The organism is Streptococcus sp. OH4692_COT-348 (assembly GCF_003859975.1).
Classification (GTDB): Bacteria; Bacillota; Bacilli; order Lactobacillales; family Streptococcaceae; genus Streptococcus.
This window is the reverse complement of sequence record NZ_RQZB01000011.1, coordinates 17,386-42,497: the sequence shown is the minus strand read 5'-3', so window position 1 is coordinate 42,497 and position 25,112 is coordinate 17,386. Positions and strand designations below refer to the sequence as shown.

Below are 25,112 nucleotides of genomic sequence, written 5' to 3'. Positions count from 1 at the left end.
GTTATTTTTGATTTAAGGCGCAAAAAAAGCCCCAATTAAGGGGCTAAGATGTAACGTAGTAGCCCGGATTCGAACCGGAATCTCCTCCATCAAGGCGTAATCCCTATATACTACTCCCTACGTTTCTTAGTGTAATTATACCACTCCTTTTTGACTTTTTCAACAAGTTTACGCTCTTTTGGTGTCAAATTGGTTGCACCCTTTTTGCTTTTCTCATGTTCTGCATGATTATAGCCGTGATGAGCATGTGGTTTCATACCTTTATGCACATGATCTAAGTCAATTTGCTTATTACGCTTATTTTTTGTATCAAAATAAACAATACTCTTGGGTGTGTTTTTGTTCTTGTCAATAAGTACGTAAACTCTACCTTTTGTCATCGTTTCCATCGGAGTCTTTTGTGACCCTTGCTCGTTTTGAGTAACAAATTTTATATTACCCACTTTATGTACAGTCTTATATTCTGTCCCATACTTTTTGTCTTTATCACTCATTCCAGAGCTTGCTCCTCTACCGCCCATTTGTCCATCCTTTCTGTCGTTTCATTCCCAAAATAAACTACCTCGATACCTTTATAATCATAATCAACCTCACCACCATATACCAAAATACGCTTTGGCGCTATCTTTTTAATCATGGTATCTACTCCATCTTTCCACAACTCAAAGCGCTCTTTGCGTTGTTTTATGCCTACTGTACTGATGGCCACTGTGCTATGTTTCGGTAGACCATCAAAACAAAAATCATGGCTTTCTTGGCTTGACCAAGATACAGTAGGTATAACTGTATAGCCCCAATTCTGCATCATTTGGCCTATCAACCTTGAGCGATAAGTATTCCAAAGTTGCATAGCTATTGGCATGTCTGTGTATAGGCTAAAATCTGGTGTAAATACACAATCGAAATCAGCTAGTTTCTCTAGGTAAAAATCCGGGCGTTTCCAAATTCTTTCAAACTGATAATCATCTAGGAAAAAATGTACAGTAGCTGAGTAGTCAGGTTTATTCAAAACATAGTTAAATCCCTGTAATTTTTTAGGAATATGATCAACTGGTTCAAGGATTGGCAAATTATATTTACCATCTGTGCGCATGGCATCATAATCCAACAAATTATACTGGTTAATAGTATTCTGTCTGTGGTATGGTTTTGTTGTCAGATTGTCCATATTATCCTCCTAATAAAAAACCTATGTACCTTGATTATAGATACATAGGATAGGGTATTTTTACGGTTATTTAGATAAGGGGATGTACTTGTAAGTTGAAACAAAATACTTATCAAACCATTTATTGATGTAAGTGTATGCTGGGCTAGGACTTAGATATAAAATTTTTTGACACGCGCCGATCACATTGATATTTTCAAATACATAGACCTCTTTTATCGTTTTTAACATCTTTCTATCTGATTTCTCGATATATTCATCTGTTACAGTTTTCAGATTTACCAAAAATACAGACTGCTCAATGTTATTCTCTAAAAATGCCTCATGTATCTTTTGCTCCAAGATTGTTTTTTGAGGATTTTTCTTATCTCTCAAAAAATACCACTTTAGCCAATTAATTTCTCTGCGATGGATAACTGACAAGCGCTCTATTTTTTTCTTCGTCATCAGTCATGTATCACCCCCTCATCATTTATTGTACAAAGTCACGTTACTTGAGTGAGTGTAATACTCATCACCATTTTCAAAAGTAACACGAATACTATCCTGTTTCTCGTACTTCGCCCACCGTTTGACTTTTCCCTCTACGATTTGCCCATCTACCATTTTCACTTTTGCGTAATTAAAAGTGAAAGTTGTTCCAAGGACATCCTTGTTTCCACATGCTGCTAACCATACAAAAGATAAGCCAAGCAATGCGATTGCTAATAGTTTTTTTAACTTCATTTTTCTTCTCCTCATTAACTTTCTAATGCAAAAATTCATTGACCAGGTCACGGATAAAGAACTCCCAATCAGATTCTCTAAAAGTCAAGAAACGATCCGCAGTAAAATTTCTAAGCCTTTTATAAAATAGTATCTTTAGTTGGGTTGATTCACCAACAGTAAGGAGGACACCAGGGAAATGATATACCGAATGCACTCTATTCCCGTATCCAGAAATATCTAAATGTATTACCATTTCTGGATATGAATGTCCAACGTTAGCTTCGACTCCGAGCTCAACTTTGACCTCTTTCACAATTGGAACCTCGTTAAAAATTGGTCGTGCAGAAAATAATGGCGACGGAATTTCTTCCCTTTTTCTTTTCCCTAAATATGGATATTTTTTAGGTCTCATTTTTCTACCTCAAATTCCTCAATTAACCAATCCAGATTTTTACGAGCCTTTTTCAAATCTTCAAGCCCATTCTTTTTCTGGAAACGTAGCTGATACTTCAAAGCATTTCCAAGATAAAAACCCTTTAACTGTTCTGGCGTCATGAAATTTCTTAGAGCATCGATAGATTCCATGCCATATCGTCCTTGATAGTGGCTTGGGTTATTTACATTATCTGTCATATCAATTCCTCCCGTAATGTTTATTTGCTCCATGCAAGTAATACGTTCCATCTTTCCGCTTGTTGATGTAATATGTGTATTGGCCATCTGGGCTAGCATAGGAAATCTGTTTTTCTCCTCCCCAAACTCCGTTGTCGCGCATCATATGGCAATTCCCCATAATCCATTTTACATCAGGCATCTAGTAACTCCTTGTTCTCGTATATGTTGCCGATGATTTGACTGTTTTTAAGCGTTTCTGGCTCAAAAGGACTAATATTGTCTGGATCAGCGGCATTAATACATTCAACATAAAATCCTAGACCATCATATAATACACCAAGTATATGGCCGTTGTTCTTAGATGTTTCAAGGTATTTATAACTTCCGAATTTTACAATCATTTTTATGCCTTGGATTTCAAGTACATCCCCCTCGAAAATCTCGACACTGTTTCGGTCTTTGATTTCTGTTGACAGCATAAGAATTACGTGTTCTGGTAGTCGTTTATAATGGACATCATCCCCAATGTATTTAAACTCACCATCTTCAAAATACATCTCACCAATATCATTATCCATTTTTTTATATTGCTTTATCCACGCTCTAAACTTTGGTATCATCCCAATTACTCCTTACTTTTTTAGATTTTGTCATCTTCTACAACCTCAAAATGTACACTTTTAATAACTTTAGGATTTAATAGAATACTTCTATCTTCCCCCAAAATCACCACATGCCCATTATTTATTTGAGATATGATTGCATCTCTAATTTTTCCTATTTTAGTATCATCTTGGTAAAAGGCATGCGCTTCAAAATTGTCGAATTTTATATTAACTTTAATCACTTTAAACCTCCTCTATATCAAACTCTAATCTATAATGCCCTTTCTCCTCGCTCAAGCCACCATAAACAAAAGATAACTTTTTGATAACCTTATGATTATCATCTGTCCAAATACCTGCATCAGTCATGCCATCAATGATAGCTTTGACTGTTGGGTACAAGTTAGGCGGATCTAATTTAGACTTAGTAGGGCTGTAAATTGTAACTGTAACCTCACAAGGGTTAGAGGGGCTAAAAGCAGCCCTCCCTTTATCCTTGTTCATCGATGTATGCCAATAAGCAAAAGCTCTAATGCGCTTAGTAACTTTAGCTTTATCTGTTTGATGTTGCCTGTCATTACTATTGATAACCATATTTAGAGATTTTAGCTTAGTATTTCGAGGCAAAGAAAACTCAAATTTCACATCTTCCCCCTCCTCGTCTTTTTAATTATATCTGCAACAATTCCAGACCATTCTTCATTTGTGGTCTCCCTAAAGTCAAACTGTGACATTTCTTCAGCCCTTTTAAAAAGAGCTAGTTTCAAGAAAACCCCATCTTTTTCCGAAAAATCAAAGTCGCTTATTAAAGTTGCTGTTCTAATCCCCTTACCATAGCCATCTACTTTTACAATAATCCTTGTTTTATGGAACTCACGGAGATATTCAATTTGAACCTCACCTTTCAAATCACATCCATCAACTTTCTTTAGCATCAATGAAATTTTTTTGGTTTCACTTTCTTTTCGTGCTCCCATGAAAGGATATCTTTTAGGCTTTGCCATCATTCACCATCCTTTATTTCTTCAAATAACCTGGTGCATCATCCCCTATGTTGATGCTCTCATATTGCTCTTTAGTGACAAGAAACTTGCCATAAGCTCCGATAGTAACCGTATAATGACCATCAACAATAGCTTTATCTGTTACTGTTCCGATAAGCTCACCCCCAGCATTATCAACTTGATAAATAATGACTGGTTTTCTGTTTTTCAATTCTTCTACTTGTTGCTCCAGCTTGACAACCTGGGGTTTATAGTGATTTTTGGAGATTATCAAACCTAGATTTAGCATTGATAAAGACAAGGCTGCAAGTGCAAAAAATAGACCAACTCGATTTTTATTTTTCATGTCATGTCTCCAAGATTTTTATCACTGTGTAAATCAAAGCAATAGCATAAGCATCAAAGATAAACCAAACCACCTTGTCCGCTTTTCCCTCTTTGTAGGTTTTATGACCAGTAACGAAAATCAGAATGGCAAGGAGTAAGCAAGCGCTGATAACCATCAATTTCAGAAACAAGACCATCTAATTACCGCCTAACTCTTCAACAACTTTGCTTACAGCTGCTAAAATCTGTTCTTTGACTTTGGTGTCCTTGATGCCATCAAGCCCCTCAACGTTCCCGGTTTCTACATTGATAGCGATTGTTCCAACCAAAGAGCTATCCTCCTCATTTCCGTCAGTTTCTTCAAGCACTTCTTTAGCACTTTTACCATCTAAGATATCTAGCAAATCATGACTGAGGTTGTGAAAAACATTAGCTATCTTAAATTTCCTAATATCTCCTTTGAGTAGAAAATGTAACATCCCATCTTTGCTATTATCATGTAATTTGTTGGCGAACTCTTTCAAGTTCTCTACGATAGTTTCAGCTGATACTGCGTTTTTAGTTTCTTTAGTCATTGTTTTTCCCTCTCTTATGCTAATACTGTGATATGTTTTTGGTCTGCTAGTTGCTCTTTTAGATAGGCTGCAACATTTCCTACTGCATCGGCTACCCAACGCTTGCCATCTGCCTCAAATAAAGCCATATTTGCTTGCTTATCAATCCTAAAGACAAATAGGCTTGCTGGTTGCTCAACTTCTCCAAAAGTGCGATATGGGCGCAATGTGACTGGATTAGGCGCTTTGCCTTTAGCAAGGCTTGCTACCCCTGTTTTAACTGTTGCTACTTGAGATACTCCATTATCTTCAATTTCAGACCCATTCTCAATTTTCAATGCGCTAGCAAATTCTAGCAATGTGCCACGATCGTTATCGTCAATAAAGTTTGATTGCAACATGATATTGAACTGTTCCGATGATAGAAAACGGCCAAAAGATAACTCTGGGATGCGTGCCTTAACATCAACTAGCAATGTGCGATGTTCGAGCTCATCATTTTCAGACCATACACAAACCTCATCATTTTTCTCAACAGCCACAATCAAGCGTTGGTTTTTCAGATTGTTGAGGTCTGTTTTGAGATAGTCAACAAGGCTTGTTAAGGTTGATAGCTCCAAAGTTTTAGGATAGCGTTTGGGATCAAGTTCTTTGAGGTTGAATTTGTTGGCATCATAGTACTCTGTGCCATCTGCAGCTGTTAAAATTTCTAACCCACACTCATTTAGTTCTACTGCGTATTCCAATGCTGCTTTAAGATTTTCTGTTGTCATATTAGTTACCTACTTTCTTTTTGTTGAAATCAATAATATCTGGTTTTGTTTCCGTCTGTTGTTCAATTTCTGCCACTGGTTGCCCAATATCAGTAAGGATTTCCCCATTTTCGTCAAAGTACATTTGACCAGGAACTGTACTTTTCAGCTCGTTAGCATGTACTTGCCCTGTATCAAAATCACGCCCAACAAGAATTGTTGTAGCTACTCCATTTTGAGGCGCAAATTTTGATTTTACCTCCATGATAGTATCAACCACTGTACGCTCTTCGTTAGCTGACATCGTAAGCGTGATAGTCACTTTTCGTTTTGCTTTCGCATCTGTATTTAGGTCAAGGATGTTATCAAAGACTTTTTCAAGCTCTTTGTCTAGTTTCTCCTGTAATCCTCCATCTGCAATGTGGGTTAGGTCTAACCCAATAAGTTTTTTATCCATATTGTCCTCCTTACTTCAAAAGTTTTTGTAACTGCTTTAAGCGATCTTGACTATCTAACAACTCCAGATATCTTTTATGGCTGATCAATACATATCCTGTCAGGTCATGACCTAGTAAAGTATCATCAACAAATAGCTCCATTTGCTCGGTTGGGGTGTCAAAGTGAGACTCTGCATCTGTATCCTTTTTCTTTTTTGTAAAGGTATTAGCAATAACCTCAATTTCTGACTCGTTGCTTAAAAATGATGATACTTGAGTATTTAGGGCATCGGCAAATGCCTCGATTTCCTCATTCGTTGGAGTTGTAACATTTCTCTCAATGTCACTTACTCGATTTTGACTGATACCGACCATAGGGGCAAGATCATACTGAGTAAGCTCTGCCTCTTTACGGATAGCACGCATTTTAGCGCCATCAAATACTTTCATCTAAATACCTCCCCTCCATTTTCAAAGAAACGCTGTTGTATTGCATTCTGTGCAATCTTTACTTGTATTTCCGGATGTTGATAGTATTTGATTTGTTTTTTGTACTCACAAACTGCAATTTTAGCAACAGCTGTAATAATACCAGCCCAGGTTGTTGTGATAATAGCGATTAGAATTAAAATAAAATCAAATTGTGTCATGTTGTTTTTCCTTTTCAAATTGGTTTAATACTGATTGTAAAAGTAATTTCACCCTCTCATCTTATTTCTGATGGTGAAAGAGTGTTTAGGTGCTGCATCTTCAAAAGCATCTTGAAACTCTTGGTTGATTTTTCGGATATTGAAAGGCTCGTAAGCGTGGAAATAATATCCATACTTATCAAGTTCACCCTCAACACCAGTTGCCCATGCCAAGAATACTGTTTGCTTGCAGGTTGGGCATGTAATCCCTTTTCTGTGCGACCCGGTTTTCATCATCTTGCAAAAACCACAAAACGGACATTGTAAATCTACCTTTACTCTTACGCTTTCTCTATCCATGAAAATCCTCCCATGTTACAACACCTGAAATAATACAAGTCTTATTGATTCGACTTGCTAAAGTATCAGCGTTATAGATACCATGAGTTGTTTCTATAACACTACCGTATATCCTCTTTACCTGGACTATATTGTGAAACTCCCCATTTCTAAGTACTTTCACATAGTCTCCTGCTTTGATTGTTAAATTCATATTTCCCTCATCCTAATCCAACGGTACAAGTCGTCTTGCTCTGTTCGGGTTCGTTCTCCTCTTGTACGTTGGCGTGTTGTAGTAGTGTATTGTTTCTATTTTTACATTAAACTGTCGAGCTAATTCCTTTACAGTACCCATGCCCAACAGTTCATCGCCTTTGTAGAGGGCGTACTCCTTTTCTAGCATGATCATCGGCTCTTAAAACGGCAAATCATCATCACTGATATCCAATGGGTTTGTCGGTCTGCCAAATGGATTGTTATCACGGGTGAAATCAGGAACTGGATTTGTTGTGTTCCCCTCAAAGAAACTACCTTGTTGTCCGTAACTATTTCCATTTTGGAAATTGTTCCCTGTGTTATTTCCGTTTTGGAAAGAACTGCCCTGGTTACTGTAACCCTGTTGCTGATAAGCACCATGATTGTCTTGATGACCTTGAGTATTTTGCTGACTGTTACGACTTTCTAGCAATTGGAAATTACTAGCAACAACCTCTGTGACATAAACACGTTGGCCTTGCTGATTATCATAGCTACGTGTTTGAATTACTCCTGTAACTCCGATAAGAGAGCCTTTTTTAGCCCAATTAGCAAGATTTTCAGCTGACTGTCTCCAGATAACGCAATTGATAAAATCAGCATCACGCTCTCCAGCCTCGTTCTTAAATGGACGATTTACAGCAAGAGTAAACGTAGCAACCGCAATATTAGATTGCGTGTATCTTAGTTCAGCATCTCTTGTAAGTCGCCCTACTAAAACAACGTTATTTATCATTTTGCACCTCCTCTACTTCTGATACCTTTATTTCATGTGCACCAAACTTTAATAAGTCGCTATATCGTTTCACAAACTCAATAGCGGCCATAAATGAATTTTCTGCATTGATTTCTGACCCCAAATCAAGACTTCCAATTTTTCCACTGACATAAAAACATCTCATAGGTCAGACTCCTTAACAAAGACTCCATCCACCATCTTTCCTTGACGGTCTTTGATTTCATTCCATGCCAATTCAAGGCACTCTGTCAAAGTCAAATCAAATTTCTTAGCAACAAACATCAGATAAATAGCAATGTTACGGCTACTTAACTGAATTTGAGTGCGTGCGTTAATGCGATTTGTATTAGTTGAAACATCAACCAAACCACGCGCAATCAACCCAATTTCATTAGCAATGTGCAAGTACAGTAACTCTACTGACCACTGATCTACATAATGAAAGTTATGCTGTCCGTTCTCATCCGGATTGAGAGACAAATGGATTTTAGAAAAGTTCATCTGTTGAGCTAGGATAGTCAAGACAACCATCATATCTCCAACACTATCAGCTATCTTTTCCTTATCCTTTCGTACTGTCGCACCATTGAGCTCCCCCCACTCTTCATTGAGTTTGAGCATCTGAGATAATGGGCTTGCTTTGTCAAGCTCCTTAGCTGTTGACCAACCTTTTACATTTTCAATCAGTTCATTAAATTTCATTGTGCATACCTCCTGTTGCAATATTCACGTTCTAAGCTATCTAGCCCCACTTTTAAATACTCGATAGAGTAAATAGCAAGGCTTTTCTTTTCAATTTGTGAGAGAGGCCTGTTAGCCTCCTCAAATTCTAAAATAAGTTGATACTTTCTAAATTCCACCTAACCCTCCAAAGTTTCAAAGCTGATAAAGTTATCCTCAAGCCATTCTTGCAACTGGTTAAGCTGAGATTTTCCACCATGCAATGTCAAACGCAAGTTAATTGTTAAAGGCTCGCTTGGCTCAAATTTTGCCACCTCTCGCATGTTATTTTGTGGTTCTGGTGTAATTGTACCCTGTTCCAAAATCTCGCCTGTTTCAGCATCGTAAGCCTTGATATTCGCATTTGCATTTTCTTTGGCCAATTGTTCAATCTCTGCAAGTCGTTCAGCTTCTGCTTTTGCTTGGATTTCTTTCTGCTCTTTGCGTGCAATCTCAGCATCACGATCAGTTTTCATCATCTTGAAAATATCAACAAGACTCTTACCATCTTCAAGATGTCTGATATAGCTGTCAGCTGGCAAATCGTACTCTTGAGCTAGCTCTTGGATAGCTTGCTTGTTGGCCTTATATTCTTCCAGGGCATCAAATTCTGAAAGCACTAAAGCATCCATTTCATCAAGTGTTGTCTTTTTCAGCTCATACTTGCCTGTTTTAAAATGTTTCTTGAGGCTGTACTCATCGTATTTGTCAGCAAATGTGGATTTTTCAATCCCTGCGACCATACACTTATCCTCAAATGTGGCACGCACGACATCCACGCGCATCAATCGTTCATGTTCATCAATCGCATTAAGTCCTGCTGTGATGTTTGAGATGACATTATCCAATGGCTCAACTGTTTTCTTGTACCACTTCTCAAATTCCTTGTATGGATTATTAATGTTGTTTTTGATTTCCTTACGCCGAGTTTCCAACGCCTCTTTTAATTTATTTAGGCGTGTACGCTCATCATAATCAGCCTTGTAAGTGGATGCAGTTACCTCATAATTTGTGTACTGTGCAACGATTGCTGCAAGTTGTTTCTCCACGCTATCATAATCAACATTGATTACTGCAGGTTGGAAATCTACCTTAATTTCTGTCAAGCTATTAGTTACATCTTTTACCATGTCTTCGTTCTCCTAGTCTGTGAAAATTTTGATTTTACTACCTGATGATGAATGTCCAAAACATAAATTGCCATTATCACAAATTAAGGCAAGTTCTGTTTTTGATAAATTAGGGGTATTCTTGTAAATCTCATACAGTGAATTCCCGTAACCACCACCAACTCGACCATATACAACATCAACGGTTTCTTGATCTTGTTCATTCATTTTGTCGTAATTCCATTTGTCCTTGATGATATATTTCTCTTTCAACTCTTTTAGAGCTGAAAGATTAGATTTATGTTTTTGGCTTTCGTTTTCTGTGAAAGCCCATGGCGAATAAATTTTATTTTCAGTCATGTCTTATACTCCTTGTTTTTCGTATGCTTTTTGAATTTGTTTAGTGAGATATTCCATCACTATGTTATAGCCATCAACTGGGACTTTGTGGAAATCGTCTATTTGGTACTTGCTCAACACAAAATTGGCAACTGTATCAAATGGCGCTCCCTTAATCGTCGCAATCTCTTCAACGTTCTTGATGATTTCTTGATACTGAATGTTATCAATGTACCTTACTTGTTGTTCTTGAGCTTGCTGGTTGTTTGGTTTCTGTTGCTGATTAGTCTGTCCTTGTACTTGGGTTTCTTCTACTGGATACTCATCAATATCTTTTTCACCAATCGCAAACAATCCCTGCAAGGCATATTTTCGAGCGTATGAGCTGACTGCACCTGTCCATTGCGGTTCTTGCATTTGTTTAATCTGTCCTTTTTGGGTATTAAATACTGGAACTGGACTCATTTCAGCGTATGCTGTTGATTGGTACCTCTCGTCTGTCTCATCATTAAAAGCTACGGCTGTTGCTTTTACAAAGATTTTTCCAACAAGCTCAATGAGTTCATCAGTTACGATTACAGACCAATCGCTTTTTAGCTCTTTGAAAGTTGTATAGATGTCCTCGGCATTTCTAAATGCGTACTTTACATCTTTTGATTTCTTTTTTTCTAATTGCATTTTTTGTTGCAACTCTGGGAAAGTTAAACTTGCCATTTTCCTCCTCCTGTAAAAACTCTGTAATTCCCTTATTATCTATAAGGATGAGTTTGTTATTTGTTAGTAGTTATTATTAGTTAGTGCCGTTAGGCTCAAGATTGTTGTTTTTTAGTGTGCGCTAGCACTACATTGTTATATATTGGTACTTGTTGTATAGTTAGTATTTATTAGTAGTGGAATTTTCAACTGTTGATTTTCTCAATTATTGAATAATTCAACTGTTGATTTTCTCAATTATTGAATAATTCAACTGTTGATTTTTCAGTAAGTTGAATTACCTTTACCTTTGGATAACTCTCTATCTAATATCTGTTTAAAATAATCTAAGTGACTATCCTTTATTGGTATATCTTGTGCGAAAACATAATTTTCAACACCTTTTTTATATCCTCTACTAAATCTTACAACTCGTATATATCCTGCCTCTTGTAATTCCTTGTAAGCTGCTTTATGAGCATCCCTACCATTAGTTGACCTTTTTTCAAGTTCGCTTATATAGATGCGCCAGTCATCCTTGTTGCTAAGGATTTCAGCAAGCAATCCCTTTGCTTGCAAGCTCAAATTAGTATCTTGCAAAAAAGCATTATTCAAAGAGGTATAGTTTTCATGGGTATTGGTGAAATATGTATCTCATTAACCGTTAGCCTCCAATCTACGCTCATTTACTTTTCTAAAAAGCTCATATACTGGGTTATCGTCAGGGATAACATATCCGGCAATACTGTCTCTTTTGGTTCCGTCTGCCATTGTGTGCGTTACTATGTAATGCTCTTTAACCATTTTCTTTCCTTTCTAGCAGTTGCTAAAATTGCGAGAGTGTCAACAATTGTCAAACCTACCAAACTATCAATTAAAATCTCGCTTAATGGATAGTTTTTCCTTTGCCAATTGTTTACTAATAGTTGTTGTGTGCTGTTCAGTTCTTTCATTATGTGGTATAATTAAAGTAGTTATTTTTAAACAAGCGCCTTACTTGGATTGCAGTCCGTAGGTGCTTTTTTTGTTCTTTTCACTTTATTCCTTTCTGTTGTGTTATTTTTGTCAACTACCTATGAAATTAAAATGGCATTTAAAACTGTTTTAGGATCAACCCCTAAGACGTCCGCAAACTCTGCCATTTCATCTGCTCCTATATTTCTAGGATTTTTCTGTTTCTTATACAGAGTGCTCCGAGAAATATCTAAACGTTCAGCGATAACTTTACGCTTTAGCCCACTTTTATCCAGCAGTTTTTCAAAAGCATTTTTATCTGCTACTACTTTTTCCATAAATTACTCCTTTCTGTTTATTTCGAGTTTCCTTTTTGTCAACTCTACAATGTAATTCTATCCCTTTGTTTCTATTTTGTCAACACTTTTGTGTAAAAAAAGTCAACTTTTTTTCTTTTTATATCTAAAAACCCTTTATATCAGCGTTTTTGGCTTATTTGTTTCTTTTTATTACTCGTTTTTGTTGACATTTTTGATACACTGAGTTATAATTGCACTATATAATAGATTAAAAAGGAGGTGGGATAATGGAAACTAAAATAGCCTTTCCTCAAATGCTAAACAAGTATAGATTGCAAAAAAATCTTACTATGGAGCAACTAGCTGAGGAAGTTGGCAAAACAAAATCTACTATTTCAAAATGGGAGGCTGGTACTCGCTCACCTAAAATATATGAAATAGAAGAAATAGCAAAATATTTTGGGGTTGAACCTCAGACAATGATGTTTGGAGATACCTCAAAAATACAATGGCTTTACGACAAACTCGAACCTAGCAGGCAAGAAAATGTTATCACTTACGCAGAGAAACAACTAAATGAGCAGGAAAATAATGTTATCTCTATTTTCGATGATAGAAAAAGAGTCACTGCTTATGTTGAGGGTGTAGTTGCTGCTGGTCTAGGTAGCTATCAAGAGGAAAACTTACACATGGAAGTTGAACTTTTGGAAGAAGAAGTACCAGAAAAATACGATACTATCGCACAAGTTGTTGGGGATAGTATGGAACCGCTTATAGAAAACAACGACTTACTTTTTATTGATGTGAAAAGTCAAGTTGATGTTAATAGTATTGGAATTTTCCAAGTGAATGGAAAAAACTTTGTAAAAAAACTCAAGCGTGATTATGGCGGTGCTTGGTATTTACAAAGTCTTAACAATAATTATGAGGAAATTTATCTATCAGAAGACGATGACATCCGCACTATTGGGGAAGTGATTAGTATCTATAGGGAAAATTAAGGAGAATACTATGCAAAAACAAAAAGGGGGATGCTTGTCATCTCTTATCGCAATTATCCTGTTAGTCTGGGTTGCCAGCTTTTTTATCGGTGGCAATGATAGCACAAAAAATAACAGTAAAGAAACTGACAAAACAGAGCAGACTAGTACATCATCAAGCAAAGAAGAAACTAGCCAATCATCACAAGAAGTAAAAAACGATGGTAAAGATTATACAGAGGTTTCAAATACTGAATTTGCATCCCATCTTACTACTGAAATCAATAATCAGTTAAGCGCTAGTGGATACCAGGTAACAGTTAAACCTGTTGGTAATAATGTTATCTATCTTTATGTCCCTCAAGATGTTAAATATAACTCTAACAGTGAAATTCAAAAAATCGCTGATAGTTTATATAGCATCAAAGAAAGTACTTTCTCCAATTGGGCAATTGATAATGGATATGATCTAGGATTTACCAACTCACCTGATCTATATATCAAATCAGAAGATGATACAACACTTGCTGAAGAAAGTGGCATTGTAAACAAATCTATGAAAGTAAAAGTAAACAACTAAAATAAAAAGCCCCTGCTCTCCTCGACCAAAATTTGAGCATGGGACTTAAACCAATTTGAAAAGCAACCTAAAACACTAAGGGTATAGGTCTTTTTTCTATACCCTATTTTACCATAAAACTTACAAAATAGGGAGGCTAACGATGAATAAAGTTGCTATTTATGTGCGCGTGAGTACAAAAGGACAAGCAGAAGAGGGTTATAGTATTGATGAGCAAATTGCATTGCTTACAAGCTACTGTAGCATACACAAATGGAAAATCCATGATACTTATGTTGATGCTGGTATCTCTGGGGCTACGATTGAGAGACCAGAATTAAGCAGACTATCGAGAGATGCCCAAAAGAAAAAATTTAATACCATGATTGTCTATGACTTAAAAAGACTTGGGCGCTCGCAACGTAATAACATTTCATTTATTGAGGATGTACTAGAAAAAAATGGAATAGGCTTTATCAGCTTAACAGAAAACTTTGATACCTCAACCCCTCTAGGAAAAGCAATGGTTGGTATTCTGTCAGCCTTTGGGCAATTAGATAGGGATACTATTAGAGAACGTATGATGATGGGTAAGATTGGCCGTGCTAAGTCTGGTAAACCTATGATGACCAGTACTATTGCATTTGGTTATAATTATGATAAAGTTACTAGCTCACTTAATATCAACCAAGCAGAGGCTATTATTGTAAAAACTATCTTTAATGAGTACTTATCCGGTAGATCACTAACAAAATTAAGAGACTATCTTAATGAAAATGATTTGTTGAGAAATGGCAAACCTTGGAACTATCAAGGAGTTAGTAGGGTTTTAAGAAATCCAGTTTATATGGGAATGGTTAGATTTAGAGGAGAAGTATATCAAGGTAATCATGATCCAATAATTGATAGTGAGACATTTGAGGCTGTGCAAAAAGAACTTAAAAAGAGACAACTTGAGACCTATGAATTTAACAAAAACACAAGGCCATTTAGGGCTAAATATATGTTATCCGGCATTATTAAATGTGGGTACTGCGGTTCTCCAATGGGAGTCACTCTAGGAACTAAACGAAAAGATGGCACGCGCAATATACGCTACCAATGTGTAAATAGATTTCCAAGAACCACAAAAGGAATTACAGTATATAACAATGGCCAAAAATGCAACTCTGGCTTTTATGAAAAGGATGATATTGAAATATACGTACTAGGTCAAGTAAGACTCTTGCAGCTAAATAAGGCTAAATTAAATAAAATGTTTGAAACTCCAGAAATAATAAATGTTGAGGAAATAGAAAATCAAATCAATAGCCTTAATAATAAAATGAAACGACTTAATGACCTCTACCTTAACGATATGATTTCATTAGATGAGTTAAAAACTCAAACTTACACATTCTTAAAACAAAAAGACTTACTAGAAAATGAGCTTAATAATAACCCAGCTATCCACCAAGAAGAAAACCGAAAGCAATTCCAAAAATTATTAGGCACAAAGGATATCACTCAATTGAGTTATGAGGAGCAATCTTTTGCGATTAAAAATCTGATAGATAAGGTATTTGTTAAACCTGGCATCATTGATATAAATTGGAGAATTTAGGTCGGAAAAATAACAAATTTAGATACTCTTGTTTCCACAAGTGTGAAAGCCTTCACTTTCGCTTTTTTCAAGAATGTCATCATTTTTTTCATTTTAAAAATTTACCTCCATATTTTGATACATGGGCATGAGCATTGCCGCATAAAGTAAAACGATAATTAGAGCCACAAAGATAAAGACCAGTGGCTGCACCAAATTCATGGTGCGGTTGACTCGGGTAAAAAATGCTTCCCAAGTTTTTTCAGCATAGATTTCCAACTCACTCCCCAGCTTAGACTTGACTTCTCCATACTCGATGATGAGACTCAATTCCTTCCTAAAGAAAGGATAGGTTCCTATCATCTGAGAAAATCCTCGACCATTTTGGAGAGCATGAGCTAGATCTTGACCGATTTCTTTAAAGAGCTGGGAACCTTGTTCCTGCATCATTTGAAAAATCTGCGTCAGCTCCATTCCCTGTGAAATCATATTTCCCCATTCACGCGCATAATAGGCTGTCAAATAGGTCTGCACAAAGATTCCAAGAAAAGGAATGCGTGCTAAGATAGAAAAGACCCGCATCTTAGAACTTCTTTTATAAAAAGTGAGTGCTAAAAGGACACCTACTGAAACAAAAACTATCATGCCTAGAAAAATTTGTGGCAGATTGCCGATAATTTGGGTGGCAATATTGCTACTATCCAGTTGTGGTAGTAGGTAGTTACGTAGTCCCAGCATGATTAAGAGAAGAAAACCTAGCAAAATCAAAGGATAAGTCGCTACTTCAATTAACTTTTTCTTGACCTTGGCCAGATTGTCTAGATACTCTTCTATCTTTCCCAAACTCAGGTGAAGATTCCCATGAACTTCAGCTAGGGATAACTGAGTGACAATAGCGCTTGAAAAGCCTAAACTAGCCATCATTTCTGAGAATGATTTCCCTTGAGACAAGCCCGTGCGCATCTGGGTCACACACTGCTTGTCTAACAGAGAACTCCTATCTAAAAAGGAGATTGTCTCCACCAGATGAAAACCGCTGGAAAAGAGATTGTTAAACAAGGTAATGATATTTTTTTGCTTAGCTGTAGCTAATTTTTTCCGTTTCAGCCTGGAGACTTGTGATATGTCCATCTTTAAGAAGCTGGTCAATCTGTTTATTCCAGCTAGTTGGCTGGTGTTCTTGATAGTCTTTGTTTGCAAAGTCAACGATTCCTCCTCCCCCGACTAATCTCTGGTAGCAGACTCCTTGCAGAACGACTGCTAATTCCTCTTCACTCACACCCAACTCTAGCAGGCGCTCATAAACACCTCGGATACTCTTGGCATGAATGGTTGAAAAGACTGTCGCACCTGTCAAACTAGCTCTGACCACTGCACGCGCCGTTTCGCTGTCACGAATTTCTCCGATAATCAAGAGATCTGGTCGATGACGCAAAGAAAGTTTGATTAGATTTTCATATGTTAGTCCGATTGCTTCATTCAACTGCAACTGGAGCATGTCCTCCTGCTTGATTTCGACAGGATCCTCGATAGACATGACTTGCTGTCCTTTAAAGAGGGACTTGGCTAATTCATGCATTAAGGTTGTCTTGCCACTTCCGACTGGACCAGCAAAAAGATAGAGACCACGTTGCCTGTACTGCTTGCCCAGTTCTCCAATATCCTGAAACCAAAAATGTAAATCCTGCTCCTCATCATGCAACAAGCGAATCACTAAACTCTCATGCCCTCGATAATCACCTACAGTAGATAAACGTAAGGACGCCATCTTCTGGTCATATTCATAATCACAGGAACCAAGTTGACTACGTCGCTTTTCTCCCACATTCATACCCGCCACAAACTTAAAGTGACTGATGACGGCGGCAAACTTTTCAAAATCATAACAACCGATTTTACAGCGCTCATCTCCGACCCTCATATGAAGCTCATAGGCGTCTAACTTAGGGACAAAATAAATGTCTTGTGCCCCTTTTTTCCGAGCCGAACGAATGATTTCTTGTGCAATTTCTTGAACCATACTTACCTCCTCACCTATACTATTCGCAAAGATTTGGAAAAATAAAAAAGCAACTCCAAAAAGTTACTTTTTCTCTATCTTAATTTCATACGGCAAGAACGGTGCCTTTCCTGACCTGTTTGTTTTTCATAGCCTGGGCGTAGCTTTTCGTCTGGAATAACCTGCTCATCCTGCAAAAGAGCCAAAGAATGGTATTGTTGTAAATACTCATCACATTCATCACACCAGCGTTGGTCTTCTGGATCCCAAAAAATGGTCATCAAGTCACTTCTACTTTTATAAAGAGGGGATTCTTGTTCCAATCTAAACCAGCAAGTCTTGTAGTATTTGAGAGCATCATAATACTGGTCAAATTTTCTACTTGCTACAATATCTTCTTCCCAACCTTCTATAAACCACCAAGGTTCAAAATCTCCGTACATTTCTATAACACGATACATATTCATTCATTCCTTTGTACCGTATATTATAACCAATTCAGACAAACAAGGAAAGAAATATGCTCATTTCTTAATTTCCAGATAAAAAATCCAGCCATCTGATGGAAGACTGAATTTGATCTGCTGCCTTACGGACTAATAGCCACATAATAAAAAAGCAGAAGCTAGCCTCTAACTTCTGCTTTCTATCTTATGCTTGATATCGTTTCACACCATCTAGGTAGGTTGCTACCAATTCCAAATCTTTGTCTAAAACAATAAAATCTGCATCATAACCTTCACGAATTTGTCCACAGACATCGTCAATATTAACAGATTTAGCTGGGTTGAGGCTGGCCATCATGACTGCTTCATGTGGATTTGCAATACCCCACTCGACTACATTTCTCATACCATCTTTAAGTTTGAGGATAGAACCTGCCAAATTACCAGTAGATTTGAGACGTGCAGTTCCATTTGCTACTACAACAGGGAATTCTCCCAACATATAGTCACCGTCTTCAAGCCCACCAGCTGTCATACAGTCCGTAATAAGAGCGATGTTTTCTGTCCCCTTCTGCTTAAGTAAAATCTCACAAGCTTTTGGATCTACGTGATAACCATCACAAATCAATTCTGCGTAAGTATGTGGGAGCTCATACATAGCTCCTACCATACCAAGTTCGCGGTGTGTTAAACCACGCATCCCATTATAGGCATGTACCCATACACTAGCTCCAGCATCAACTGCCTTCTTAGCTTGTTCAAATGTCGCATCTGAGTGTCCAAGTGCAACTGTCACACCTTCACCTGTAATAGTACGTACAAAATCTTCCACCCCATCACGTTCTGGTGCAATAGCGATTTTATTTAGCATCCCTTTTGCAGCATCTTGCCAAGAATGAAACTCCTCAACACCCGGGTCTCTCATATAAGTTGGATTTTGTGCCCCCTTAAAAGTTTCTGTGAAGTATGGACCTTCATAATAAATCCCACGAATCTTAGCACCTGTTGCTTCTTTATAATGGTTTCCAAGATTTTCAGTGACTGCAAGCAATTGCTCATAAGTGGCTGTTAAAGTTGTGGGCAAGAAACTGGTAACACCGGTACTAAGAAGTCCTTCACTCATAGTATGCAATGTCCCTTCAATGTTATTGTCCATCACATCTACACCTGCATATCCATGAATATGAGTATCCACAAGACCTGGTGCAATGCTATAACCAGTATAGTCAAGAACCTCTGCTCCTTCAGGAATTTGATCCACATGTTTCCCAAATTTGCCATCAACAAGTTCTAAGTACCCACCGCGACGAATGCCAAATGGATAGAAAAACTGATCTGCTTTAACGTAATTAGGCATAATAATGACCTCCTTAAAAGATTACTTTTGATATTTATTATGTCAATTACATTATAAACTTTTCTGATTCATTTGTAAATGGTATAGACCTATTTTCTAGAGATATTTTAAAAGAGCTGGATTTCTCCAACTCTTTTATCTCATTTTGATTTCACAGGTTGTTCTTGAGCAGCCTTAACAGCAACTGCTATCGTTTCTGCGTATAGCTTAGCACCTTCTTCTAGCTTGCTATTGTCATTCCCGAAGTGAACTTGGTCTGTTCCAGCCCAGATTTCAGGATGTTCCTTAGAAACCTTATTCCAGTCAGCAATACTTACATAAGGAGTCTTTTCAGCTAATTCACGTGCATAGTTTGCATACTGCTCCACCGATGCGTATGTATCCTTGCTCTTATCTCCCTCGTAAGGTGTAACTAAAATCAAATGATGACCTTTTGGCAAATTATTAACAAGACTGTCCAAATCATTCTTGTAACCCTCAGGATTATTAACACCCGTTGCAATGACAACTGTTTTTAAAAGTGCCTTGTTCTGGCTGTTATTGAGCATAATGTCATTGGCTTGCTTGGTAGTACGACTAACCTGAGCATTAATATTTGCATCAGGAAGTGCTTCTTTCAAGGCTGTATTTGCACGCAAAGCAACTGAATCACCAATTAAACTCGTTCCTTCTACAATGCCCAAACGACTTACTTCTGCCTGCTCAGCAAGCATTTTAGTTTGCCCAATATTGGTTTGTGCTTGTTTGAAACCATTGACCATCAAATCCGTTTCAAAGTCACCTACCTGAGGAGCTAGGGCTATGATAACTACTGTGAGCAAGCTAAGAATTCCAAAAGTAGATGTGCTAATTACTTGTATATGAGGTAAGCTAGCAATTTTCCGTATTATAGGACTTGTCTTTCCAGCGATCAAAGGTTCCATAACATAAAAAGATAGGCTAGCAAAAAAATATGAAAAGATAATTGTCAGAATAACAGCCGGTAAATTGCCCAGTAACTGAGAAAAAACAATATAAAATGGCCAATGGAAAAGATAAACTGCATAGCTAGTATCTGCTAGAAAACTGATTACCTTTGGCTCTTCTATATTGGGAGTTTTTTCATGCAAGACACGCGCAGCAACAATCATAGCCATGGCTGCTAAACTGGCCATCAAGAATCCAAATAGATAAGCAAAGAGATAGGTAAACTTAACAAAGAAAGTCAACAGTAATAATACTAAGAGACCTGCTCCAAATACTAACAGATTCTGGCGTAGATTCCACATTCGATCAAATTGTCTGACTAAATCGCTCGTCTGACGAACGCCCACAACTGTTGCAAGTATACTTCCTAAAAAGAAAGGGTAGACATGGGTTAGACTTGAAAAGTAGACAGTGGAATAGGAACTGGCCATTAAACTACCAATAAACATGGAGAAGAAACTAATCAAGAAGGTAGCAGCAGACAAGAGAAAAACCATCCCCCTCAACTGACCATTTGATTTAGACTGTTTGGATAAGAACCAAACTGCCAATCCCCAAAGGATATAGTAGTGAACCTCAACAGCTAAGCTCCAATTATGAACAAACAAATGAGGAATGAACTGAGATTCATAACTCCCACCTGTTAGGAGTTCATAGAAGTTGGTCATAAAACCTAAGACACCTGCAATCTGACCCCCAATTCCAGCCACATAATCTTGCCGAACTAGAAAGGTAAAGGGCATGGTCACCAATACCATGAGAACCACGGGTGGTACGATACGGTAAAATCTTCTCTTAAAAAAGCCTAGTAAATCAATCTGACGTTTCTTGCCAAACTCTTCTAAAAGGAGGGAGGTGATCAAAAATCCTGAGAAAGTGAAAAAGACATCTACCCCAAAAAATCCTCCAGGAAAGATGGTCTGAAAGAAATGATACAAGAGTACCAATAGTAAACCTGTAATCCTAATCAAGGAAAACCATTTAATACGCATACGAGTTTATTCTCCATTCGATTAGATTGTAAAAACATCTAATTCTCATTCCATAATACACCTTATTTTATCAAAAAAAGAAGAAAAATCCTAAGAGAAAACTTAGGATTTTAGCATTCTACATTACAATTATTAGAAATTGCGCCCTGACTTATTGTAACCATATTTTTCCACAAAATACTCACGGAATTCCAAGAGATTGTCATCTATGATGGCTTGTCTCACTTGCTTCATCAGGTTAAGCAAGAAGTAAAGATTGTGGTAGCTAGTCAAGCGGATACCGAAAGTTTCATCGGCCTTGAGCAGGTGACGAAGGTAAGCGCGTGTATAGTTCTTACATGTGTAGCAATCACACTCAGGATCCAGTGGCGTAAAGTCCTCAGCAAACTGAGCATTTTTCACAACCAAACGTCCCTGACTGGTCATACAAGTTCCGTTACGGGCGATACGAGTCGGCAAGACACAGTCAAACATATCCACCCCACGAATAACCCCATCAATTAAGCTATCTGGTGCCCCCACTCCCATCAGGTAGCGAGGTTTATTTTCAGGAAGGAGTTGAGTAGTGAAGTCTAAAACTGCGTTCATCTCTTCATGAGTCTCTCCCACTGCCAAGCCACCGATAGAGTAGCCTGGGAAATCCATGCTGACAAGGTCATGAGCCGATTGGCGGCGAAGATCTTCAAATCCTGCCCCCTGCACAATCCCAAATAACCCTTGGTCATGCGGACGACGGTGAGCCTTCAAACCACGCTCAGCCCAACGACTGGTACGCTCGATTGATTTCTTAACGTAGTCGTAAGGTTGATAAAACTGAGGACATTCGTCAAAGGACATCATGATGTCTGAGCCCAGATTATTCTGAATAGAGATGGCTTTTTCTGGTGATAGGAACATCTTAGAACCATTGAGATGATTTTTAAAGGTTACTCCTTCTTCTGTGATATTACAGCTATCAGCTAGGGAATAAACCTGGAAACCACCACTATCCGTTAGGATTGGTTGGTCCCAATTCATGAACTTGTGGAGACCACCAGCGCGTGCAATGAGTTCATCCCCAGGGCGAAGCCAGAGATGATAGGTGTTTGATAGGATAATTCCCGAACCCATCTCCTTCAATTCTTCAGGCGACTGAGTTTTGACAGTGGCTTGTGTCCCAACTGGCATAAACATAGGTGTTGGGAAGGTACCGTGGGGAGTGATGATTTCTCCCAGACGAGCTCCTGTGTGTTTTTCTTTCTTAATCAAACGATACTTGATTGGTGAATCTGACATTTTTTACCTCCGAAGCTGGGAAAGACAGTCCCAGTTCATACTTTGTGCCCACAAGGGCATACTGTATGATTTTATCAAAAAAAGCTGGAACTGTCACGAACTATGGTATAATGAGAGAATGAAATACCCAAAAATTGATTTAAAAACCATTCGTCTGCAGGCCAGACAATTTCAGTCTGAAAATCCCCGCCTCTTTCTCGTCTATCTCTTACCTAGTATACTGGTCATCTTGTCTGGCTTCCTCAATCCCTTAGAGCGTATTAACGAGTCTATTTTAGAGCAATCCTTGTTAAGCGTGCTTGGTCATGTATTCCAAGCCTACCTTTTTCCACTATTAGTCTCCTTTATCGGGACGATTCTCCTGACCAGTTCAGTTTATACAACGCTGAAACTCATCAAGAATCCCGATACAGAACCATCCATCAAAAATAGTCTGACTCTATTTAACGAAGAGCACTTTTCACAAACCTTTTTGACTCTTCTTCTCAAACGCTTCTATCTCTTCTTATGGAGCATTCCTAGTTTACTCGGGATTTACTTCCTCTTTTACAGTAGCTTTCTAGCAAAGAAATTCGTTGCCCTTCACCCTGAGTTTCCCAATCTGGATCTCACGTCAATTGAAACTGAGCGTTTCCTCTTGACCTTTGGTCTCTACTTTCTAGCAAGTATCCTCTTGATGATTGTGGGAAATAGTCTCTATATTCCACAATACTATGCCTATTCGCAGGTAGAATTTCTCCTCTGTGACACCCTAGACTTAGGACAAGCCAAACCAGAACAAATCCTTAAGACCAGCCGTTTCCTGATGAAAGGCTATAAGTTTCAGCGCTTTGTCCTAGACTTACAACTCCTTCCTTGGTATTTCCTCAATTGGATTACCTTTGGAATTGCTAGTTTCTCACTCCTACCCTACATTCAAATCAATAAAATAATTTTTTACCGAGCAGTACTGGCTCGAAAACGTCCAAAAGCTTGAAGGATTTTCCCCTCAAGCTTTTTTCTATCAATGAGTTTCTCCGCCTACCAATTTGAGATCCTGATCTCCATGTTCTATAATGGCGCCAATTGCTGCTTCTATCCCTCGCCTAATATCCACTAAACTCATAGCTGGGGTAGTCGGTCGATTCACCACCTGTTCCATCATATAAGGAATATGCATAAAACCTGCCTTAACATGTGGAAATTTCTTTTCTACCAAATAGAGGGCCTGATACATCAAATGATTGCAGACAAAAGTCCCTGCTGTATTGGAAACAGAGGCTGGCAAGCCCTCTTTTTTTATAGCCTGAACCATCGCTTTAATCGGCAAACTACTAAAGTAGGCCGAAGCACCATCTGGACGAATAGGAAGGTCAATCGGTTGATTACCCTCATTATCAGGAATGCGTGCATCGTCTTGATTTATAGCCACTCGTTCAGGCGTCAAGCTAGATTTTCCACCTGCTTGGCCGATACAAAGGACAAAGTCAGGTTGATAACGACTCATTTCTTCTTCCAATACTTGGGCCGATTTGTGAAAGACTGTTGGCACTTCTAACCAACGGACCTCAGCACCATGGATTTCAGCTGGTAAACCTTTAACGGCCTCCAAAGCTGGATTGACCTTTTCCCCTCCGAAGGGCTCAAAACCTGTCACTAATACTTTCATTTCTAACTCCTCAAAACAAATTCAATGAGACTTTTTTCTTAAAAACAAGTATAACATATTTCTCTTCTTCTGGAGTGAAAAGGACTAGCGAGACTAGTACCGACTTTCAAATTTATTTAAAGAATAAAATACTAATCAAGGCCAAAATAGCTGGTCCACCTTGCTTCAAAATAATTTTCTTATCTGCTGTGAGAGAGCCATAAGCCGCAGCACCAATCACAAATAAAACAAAAATAGTCACAATTTCTAAATTCTGTGAGAAATAAATCCCATACAAGAGAAAGACTCCTAGCAGAGCATTATAAATCCCTTGATTTTTAAACAATGAACTTACTGACGGACGAGCCAGTTCTTCCTTGTCCATGTTAAAGACACAACTAGTCGCATCTGATTGCGTTGCAATACTTTCCATCTCTTGCTTGACATTGATATACTGAAGAGGGGGATTCATCACTAACTGGTCCTTGGCATACTTCGTAGCCTCTACCAACATTTCTCGCTGATTTTCAGGATTGCGATGACGCTCCACCAAACCTTCCTTTTCCAAAATCTTGAAATGCCATGTCAAAGCAGCCTGATCAATCTTCAAACGCTCCTGAACTGCCATTTGATTACAGGGAGAATTCTCCAGTAAAAACAGTAAAATCTGATACCGTATCAAACTAATCCCAAACCTTTTTTCAAACAATTGCGTACTCGCTTGCTCAGACAAGCGGAGTTGATACAGTAAATCTTGAACCTCTAGCATTTCTTTCTCCTTTAAATTAATCTATCAATAGTTGACTAATCAGGTATAATATAAAGTAAAATAGATTACAAGAATGTTGCTTGAGCCATTACTAGATGCTAACTTTCCATTTTCCATTCAAATTGATACTCAATGAAAATCAAAGAGCAAACTAGGAAGCTAACCACAGGTTGCTCAAAGCACAGCTTTGAGGTTGCAGATAAAACTGACGTGGTTTGAAGAGATTTTCAAAGAGTATGACAAAGAAAAAACGAACGAGACTCTCTTCCTATCACGAAAGCGACATCTCATTCCTCAAAATGATATTACTAAGT

The 25,112-nt window shown here is 37.9% G+C and carries 41 protein-coding genes and 1 pseudogene; 4 read left to right on the top strand and 38 right to left on the bottom strand.

The genetic code is table 11. The features are described 5' to 3' along the window. Positions 1-110: 110 nt before the first annotated feature. From EII37_RS07375 to EII37_RS07250, 29 genes are all read right to left on the bottom strand, one after another. Entirely contained in the window at positions 111-521 is a 411-nt protein-coding gene (locus EII37_RS07375) for a hypothetical protein (protein ID WP_037566703.1), read from the bottom strand. Continuing rightward, positions 491-1,168 (bottom strand): DUF4417 domain-containing protein, encoded by a 678-nt coding sequence (locus EII37_RS07370; protein WP_124788118.1) that lies wholly within the window; start codon positions 1,166-1,168, stop codon positions 491-493. The genes EII37_RS07375 and EII37_RS07370 overlap by 31 nt, the downstream gene beginning before the upstream one ends. 66 nt (positions 1,169-1,234) lie before the next feature. After that, positions 1,235-1,615 (bottom strand): hypothetical protein, encoded by a 381-nt coding sequence (locus tag EII37_RS07365; protein WP_054366564.1) that lies wholly within the window; start codon positions 1,613-1,615, stop codon positions 1,235-1,237. Positions 1,616-1,636: 21 nt separating this feature from the next. Then, positions 1,637-1,894, bottom strand: coding sequence for a hypothetical protein (locus EII37_RS07360; protein ID WP_124788117.1), 258 nt, complete (start codon positions 1,892-1,894; stop codon positions 1,637-1,639). Positions 1,895-1,916: 22 nt separating this feature from the next. Further along, positions 1,917-2,288 (bottom strand): hypothetical protein, encoded by a 372-nt coding sequence (locus EII37_RS07355; RefSeq protein WP_124788116.1) that lies wholly within the window; start codon positions 2,286-2,288, stop codon positions 1,917-1,919. After that, positions 2,285-2,560, bottom strand: a complete 276-nt coding sequence (locus tag EII37_RS07350; RefSeq protein WP_221620935.1) for a DUF3310 domain-containing protein — start codon at positions 2,558-2,560, stop codon at positions 2,285-2,287. The genes EII37_RS07355 and EII37_RS07350 overlap by 4 nt, the downstream gene beginning before the upstream one ends. Before the next feature lie 122 nt (positions 2,561-2,682). Beyond that, a complete protein-coding gene (locus tag EII37_RS07345; protein WP_124788115.1) occupies positions 2,683-3,111 on the bottom strand; it encodes a YopX family protein in 429 nt (142 codons plus the stop codon). A 20-nt stretch (positions 3,112-3,131) separates the two neighbouring features. Beyond that, the gene (locus tag EII37_RS07340; protein ID WP_124788114.1) at positions 3,132-3,338 is read right to left on the bottom strand and encodes a hypothetical protein; all 207 of its coding nucleotides are present in this window, start codon (positions 3,336-3,338) and stop codon (positions 3,132-3,134) included. Position 3,339: 1 nt separating this feature from the next. Further along, positions 3,340-3,741, bottom strand: a complete 402-nt coding sequence (locus EII37_RS07335) for a hypothetical protein (protein ID WP_000667209.1) — start codon at positions 3,739-3,741, stop codon at positions 3,340-3,342. Then, positions 3,738-4,103 (bottom strand): hypothetical protein, encoded by a 366-nt coding sequence (locus EII37_RS07330; RefSeq protein WP_185695972.1) that lies wholly within the window; start codon positions 4,101-4,103, stop codon positions 3,738-3,740. The genes EII37_RS07335 and EII37_RS07330 overlap by 4 nt, the downstream gene beginning before the upstream one ends. Before the next feature lie 10 nt (positions 4,104-4,113). Further along, a complete protein-coding gene (locus EII37_RS07325; RefSeq protein ID WP_124788112.1) occupies positions 4,114-4,446 on the bottom strand; it encodes a DUF1372 family protein in 333 nt (110 codons plus the stop codon). Between the two features lies 1 nt (position 4,447). After that, positions 4,448-4,624 carry a hypothetical protein gene (locus tag EII37_RS11145; RefSeq protein WP_185695971.1) on the bottom strand — a complete coding sequence of 59 codons (177 nt, stop codon included), beginning with the start codon at positions 4,622-4,624 and terminating at the stop codon, positions 4,448-4,450. Beyond that, complete coding sequence (locus EII37_RS07320) at positions 4,625-5,002, bottom strand: hypothetical protein (RefSeq protein ID WP_124788111.1); 378 nt, start codon at positions 5,000-5,002, stop codon at positions 4,625-4,627. Between the two features lie 14 nt (positions 5,003-5,016). Next, positions 5,017-5,754, bottom strand: coding sequence for a hypothetical protein (locus EII37_RS07315; RefSeq protein ID WP_124788110.1), 738 nt, complete (start codon positions 5,752-5,754; stop codon positions 5,017-5,019). A gap of 1 nt (position 5,755) precedes the next feature. After that, positions 5,756-6,190 (bottom strand): hypothetical protein, encoded by a 435-nt coding sequence (locus EII37_RS07310; RefSeq protein WP_124788109.1) that lies wholly within the window; start codon positions 6,188-6,190, stop codon positions 5,756-5,758. A 10-nt stretch (positions 6,191-6,200) separates the two neighbouring features. Continuing rightward, positions 6,201-6,620: a helix-turn-helix domain-containing protein gene (locus tag EII37_RS07305; protein WP_124788108.1), complete on the bottom strand. Its 420-nt coding sequence runs from the start codon at positions 6,618-6,620 to the stop codon at positions 6,201-6,203. After that, on the bottom strand, positions 6,617-6,820 hold the full coding sequence (locus EII37_RS07300) for a hypothetical protein (RefSeq protein ID WP_124788107.1): 204 nt from the start codon (positions 6,818-6,820) through the stop codon (positions 6,617-6,619). The genes EII37_RS07305 and EII37_RS07300 overlap by 4 nt, the downstream gene beginning before the upstream one ends. Positions 6,821-6,868: 48 nt before the next feature. Continuing rightward, complete coding sequence (locus EII37_RS07295) at positions 6,869-7,159, bottom strand: hypothetical protein (RefSeq protein ID WP_260424855.1); 291 nt, start codon at positions 7,157-7,159, stop codon at positions 6,869-6,871. Next, the gene (locus EII37_RS07290; protein ID WP_124788106.1) at positions 7,152-7,352 is read right to left on the bottom strand and encodes a hypothetical protein; all 201 of its coding nucleotides are present in this window, start codon (positions 7,350-7,352) and stop codon (positions 7,152-7,154) included. The genes EII37_RS07295 and EII37_RS07290 overlap by 8 nt, the downstream gene beginning before the upstream one ends. A gap of 201 nt (positions 7,353-7,553) precedes the next feature. Next, positions 7,554-8,129 (bottom strand): single-stranded DNA-binding protein, encoded by a 576-nt coding sequence (gene ssb, locus EII37_RS07280; RefSeq protein ID WP_124788105.1) that lies wholly within the window; start codon positions 8,127-8,129, stop codon positions 7,554-7,556. Next, a complete protein-coding gene (locus EII37_RS11140) occupies positions 8,119-8,295 on the bottom strand; it encodes a hypothetical protein (RefSeq protein WP_185695970.1) in 177 nt (58 codons plus the stop codon). Before EII37_RS11140 ends, ssb begins: the two co-directional genes overlap by 11 nt. After that, complete coding sequence (locus EII37_RS07275; RefSeq protein WP_084868820.1) at positions 8,292-8,834, bottom strand: MazG-like family protein; 543 nt, start codon at positions 8,832-8,834, stop codon at positions 8,292-8,294. The genes EII37_RS11140 and EII37_RS07275 overlap by 4 nt, the downstream gene beginning before the upstream one ends. Beyond that, positions 8,831-8,992 (bottom strand): hypothetical protein, encoded by a 162-nt coding sequence (locus EII37_RS11135; protein ID WP_185695969.1) that lies wholly within the window; start codon positions 8,990-8,992, stop codon positions 8,831-8,833. Before EII37_RS11135 ends, EII37_RS07275 begins: the two co-directional genes overlap by 4 nt. Further along, positions 8,993-9,982: a DUF1351 domain-containing protein gene (locus EII37_RS07270; RefSeq protein ID WP_124788104.1), complete on the bottom strand. Its 990-nt coding sequence runs from the start codon at positions 9,980-9,982 to the stop codon at positions 8,993-8,995. A gap of 12 nt (positions 9,983-9,994) precedes the next feature. Beyond that, a complete protein-coding gene (locus EII37_RS07265; RefSeq protein ID WP_003039072.1) occupies positions 9,995-10,321 on the bottom strand; it encodes a hypothetical protein in 327 nt (108 codons plus the stop codon). Positions 10,322-10,324: 3 nt separating this feature from the next. Further along, on the bottom strand, positions 10,325-11,014 hold the full coding sequence (locus EII37_RS07260) for an ERF family protein (RefSeq protein WP_124788103.1): 690 nt from the start codon (positions 11,012-11,014) through the stop codon (positions 10,325-10,327). Positions 11,015-11,278: 264 nt separating this feature from the next. Continuing rightward, positions 11,279-11,608, bottom strand: coding sequence for a hypothetical protein (locus EII37_RS07255; protein WP_003039199.1), 330 nt, complete (start codon positions 11,606-11,608; stop codon positions 11,279-11,281). A gap of 42 nt (positions 11,609-11,650) precedes the next feature. Continuing rightward, positions 11,651-11,797 carry a BOW99_gp33 family protein gene (locus EII37_RS11555; protein ID WP_398585870.1) on the bottom strand — a complete coding sequence of 49 codons (147 nt, stop codon included), beginning with the start codon at positions 11,795-11,797 and terminating at the stop codon, positions 11,651-11,653. A gap of 269 nt (positions 11,798-12,066) precedes the next feature. Next, positions 12,067-12,285: a helix-turn-helix transcriptional regulator gene (locus EII37_RS07250; RefSeq protein ID WP_124788102.1), complete on the bottom strand. Its 219-nt coding sequence runs from the start codon at positions 12,283-12,285 to the stop codon at positions 12,067-12,069. A 248-nt stretch (positions 12,286-12,533) separates the two neighbouring features. Between EII37_RS07250 and EII37_RS07245 the strand changes: the two genes are divergently transcribed. From EII37_RS07245 to EII37_RS07235, 3 genes are all read left to right on the top strand, one after another. Beyond that, on the top strand, positions 12,534-13,247 hold the full coding sequence (locus EII37_RS07245) for a LexA family transcriptional regulator (RefSeq protein WP_124788101.1): 714 nt from the start codon (positions 12,534-12,536) through the stop codon (positions 13,245-13,247). A 10-nt stretch (positions 13,248-13,257) separates the two neighbouring features. After that, the gene (locus tag EII37_RS07240; RefSeq protein ID WP_084911926.1) at positions 13,258-13,806 is read left to right on the top strand and encodes a hypothetical protein; all 549 of its coding nucleotides are present in this window, start codon (positions 13,258-13,260) and stop codon (positions 13,804-13,806) included. Positions 13,807-13,948: 142 nt separating this feature from the next. After that, on the top strand, positions 13,949-15,388 hold the full coding sequence (locus EII37_RS07235; protein WP_124788100.1) for a recombinase family protein: 1,440 nt from the start codon (positions 13,949-13,951) through the stop codon (positions 15,386-15,388). Positions 15,389-15,481: 93 nt separating this feature from the next. Here EII37_RS07235 and comGB read toward each other — a convergent pair whose 3' ends face one another. From comGB to tgt, 6 genes are all read right to left on the bottom strand, one after another. Continuing rightward, positions 15,482-16,498 carry a competence type IV pilus assembly protein ComGB gene (comGB, locus tag EII37_RS07230; RefSeq protein WP_124788131.1) on the bottom strand — a complete coding sequence of 339 codons (1,017 nt, stop codon included), beginning with the start codon at positions 16,496-16,498 and terminating at the stop codon, positions 15,482-15,484. Beyond that, a complete protein-coding gene (gene comGA / locus EII37_RS07225) occupies positions 16,446-17,387 on the bottom strand; it encodes a competence type IV pilus ATPase ComGA (protein WP_124788099.1) in 942 nt (313 codons plus the stop codon). Before comGA ends, comGB begins: the two co-directional genes overlap by 53 nt. Before the next feature lie 74 nt (positions 17,388-17,461). Continuing rightward, positions 17,462-17,827, bottom strand: a complete 366-nt coding sequence (locus tag EII37_RS07220; protein WP_124788098.1) for a DUF1033 family protein — start codon at positions 17,825-17,827, stop codon at positions 17,462-17,464. 190 nt (positions 17,828-18,017) lie between these two features. Next, the gene (gene nagA, locus EII37_RS07215) at positions 18,018-19,169 is read right to left on the bottom strand and encodes an N-acetylglucosamine-6-phosphate deacetylase (RefSeq protein ID WP_001134550.1); all 1,152 of its coding nucleotides are present in this window, start codon (positions 19,167-19,169) and stop codon (positions 18,018-18,020) included. A 140-nt stretch (positions 19,170-19,309) separates the two neighbouring features. Continuing rightward, entirely contained in the window at positions 19,310-21,127 is a 1,818-nt protein-coding gene (locus EII37_RS07210; protein WP_124788097.1) for an acyltransferase family protein, read from the bottom strand. Positions 21,128-21,259: 132 nt separating this feature from the next. Beyond that, positions 21,260-22,402, bottom strand: a complete 1,143-nt coding sequence (gene tgt / locus EII37_RS07205) for a tRNA guanosine(34) transglycosylase Tgt (protein WP_124788096.1) — start codon at positions 22,400-22,402, stop codon at positions 21,260-21,262. A 118-nt stretch (positions 22,403-22,520) separates the two neighbouring features. On the opposite strand from tgt, the gene EII37_RS07200 reads away from it, so the two are divergent. Continuing rightward, on the top strand, positions 22,521-23,378 hold the full coding sequence (locus EII37_RS07200) for a DUF975 family protein (RefSeq protein WP_124788095.1): 858 nt from the start codon (positions 22,521-22,523) through the stop codon (positions 23,376-23,378). Positions 23,379-23,405: 27 nt separating this feature from the next. On the opposite strand, the gene pcp is transcribed toward EII37_RS07200, so the two are convergent. The 3 genes and pseudogenes from pcp to EII37_RS11125 all read right to left on the bottom strand — a co-directional run. After that, positions 23,406-24,050, bottom strand: a complete 645-nt coding sequence (gene pcp, locus EII37_RS07195) for a pyroglutamyl-peptidase I (protein ID WP_124788094.1) — start codon at positions 24,048-24,050, stop codon at positions 23,406-23,408. A gap of 112 nt (positions 24,051-24,162) precedes the next feature. Then, positions 24,163-24,414, bottom strand: coding sequence for a DUF1304 domain-containing protein (locus tag EII37_RS11130; protein WP_398585871.1), 252 nt, complete (start codon positions 24,412-24,414; stop codon positions 24,163-24,165). Positions 24,415-24,429: 15 nt separating this feature from the next. Then, positions 24,430-24,798 (bottom strand): annotated as a pseudogene (locus EII37_RS11125) (MarR family winged helix-turn-helix transcriptional regulator); the annotation flags it as partial. Positions 24,799-25,112 lie beyond the last annotated feature (314 nt).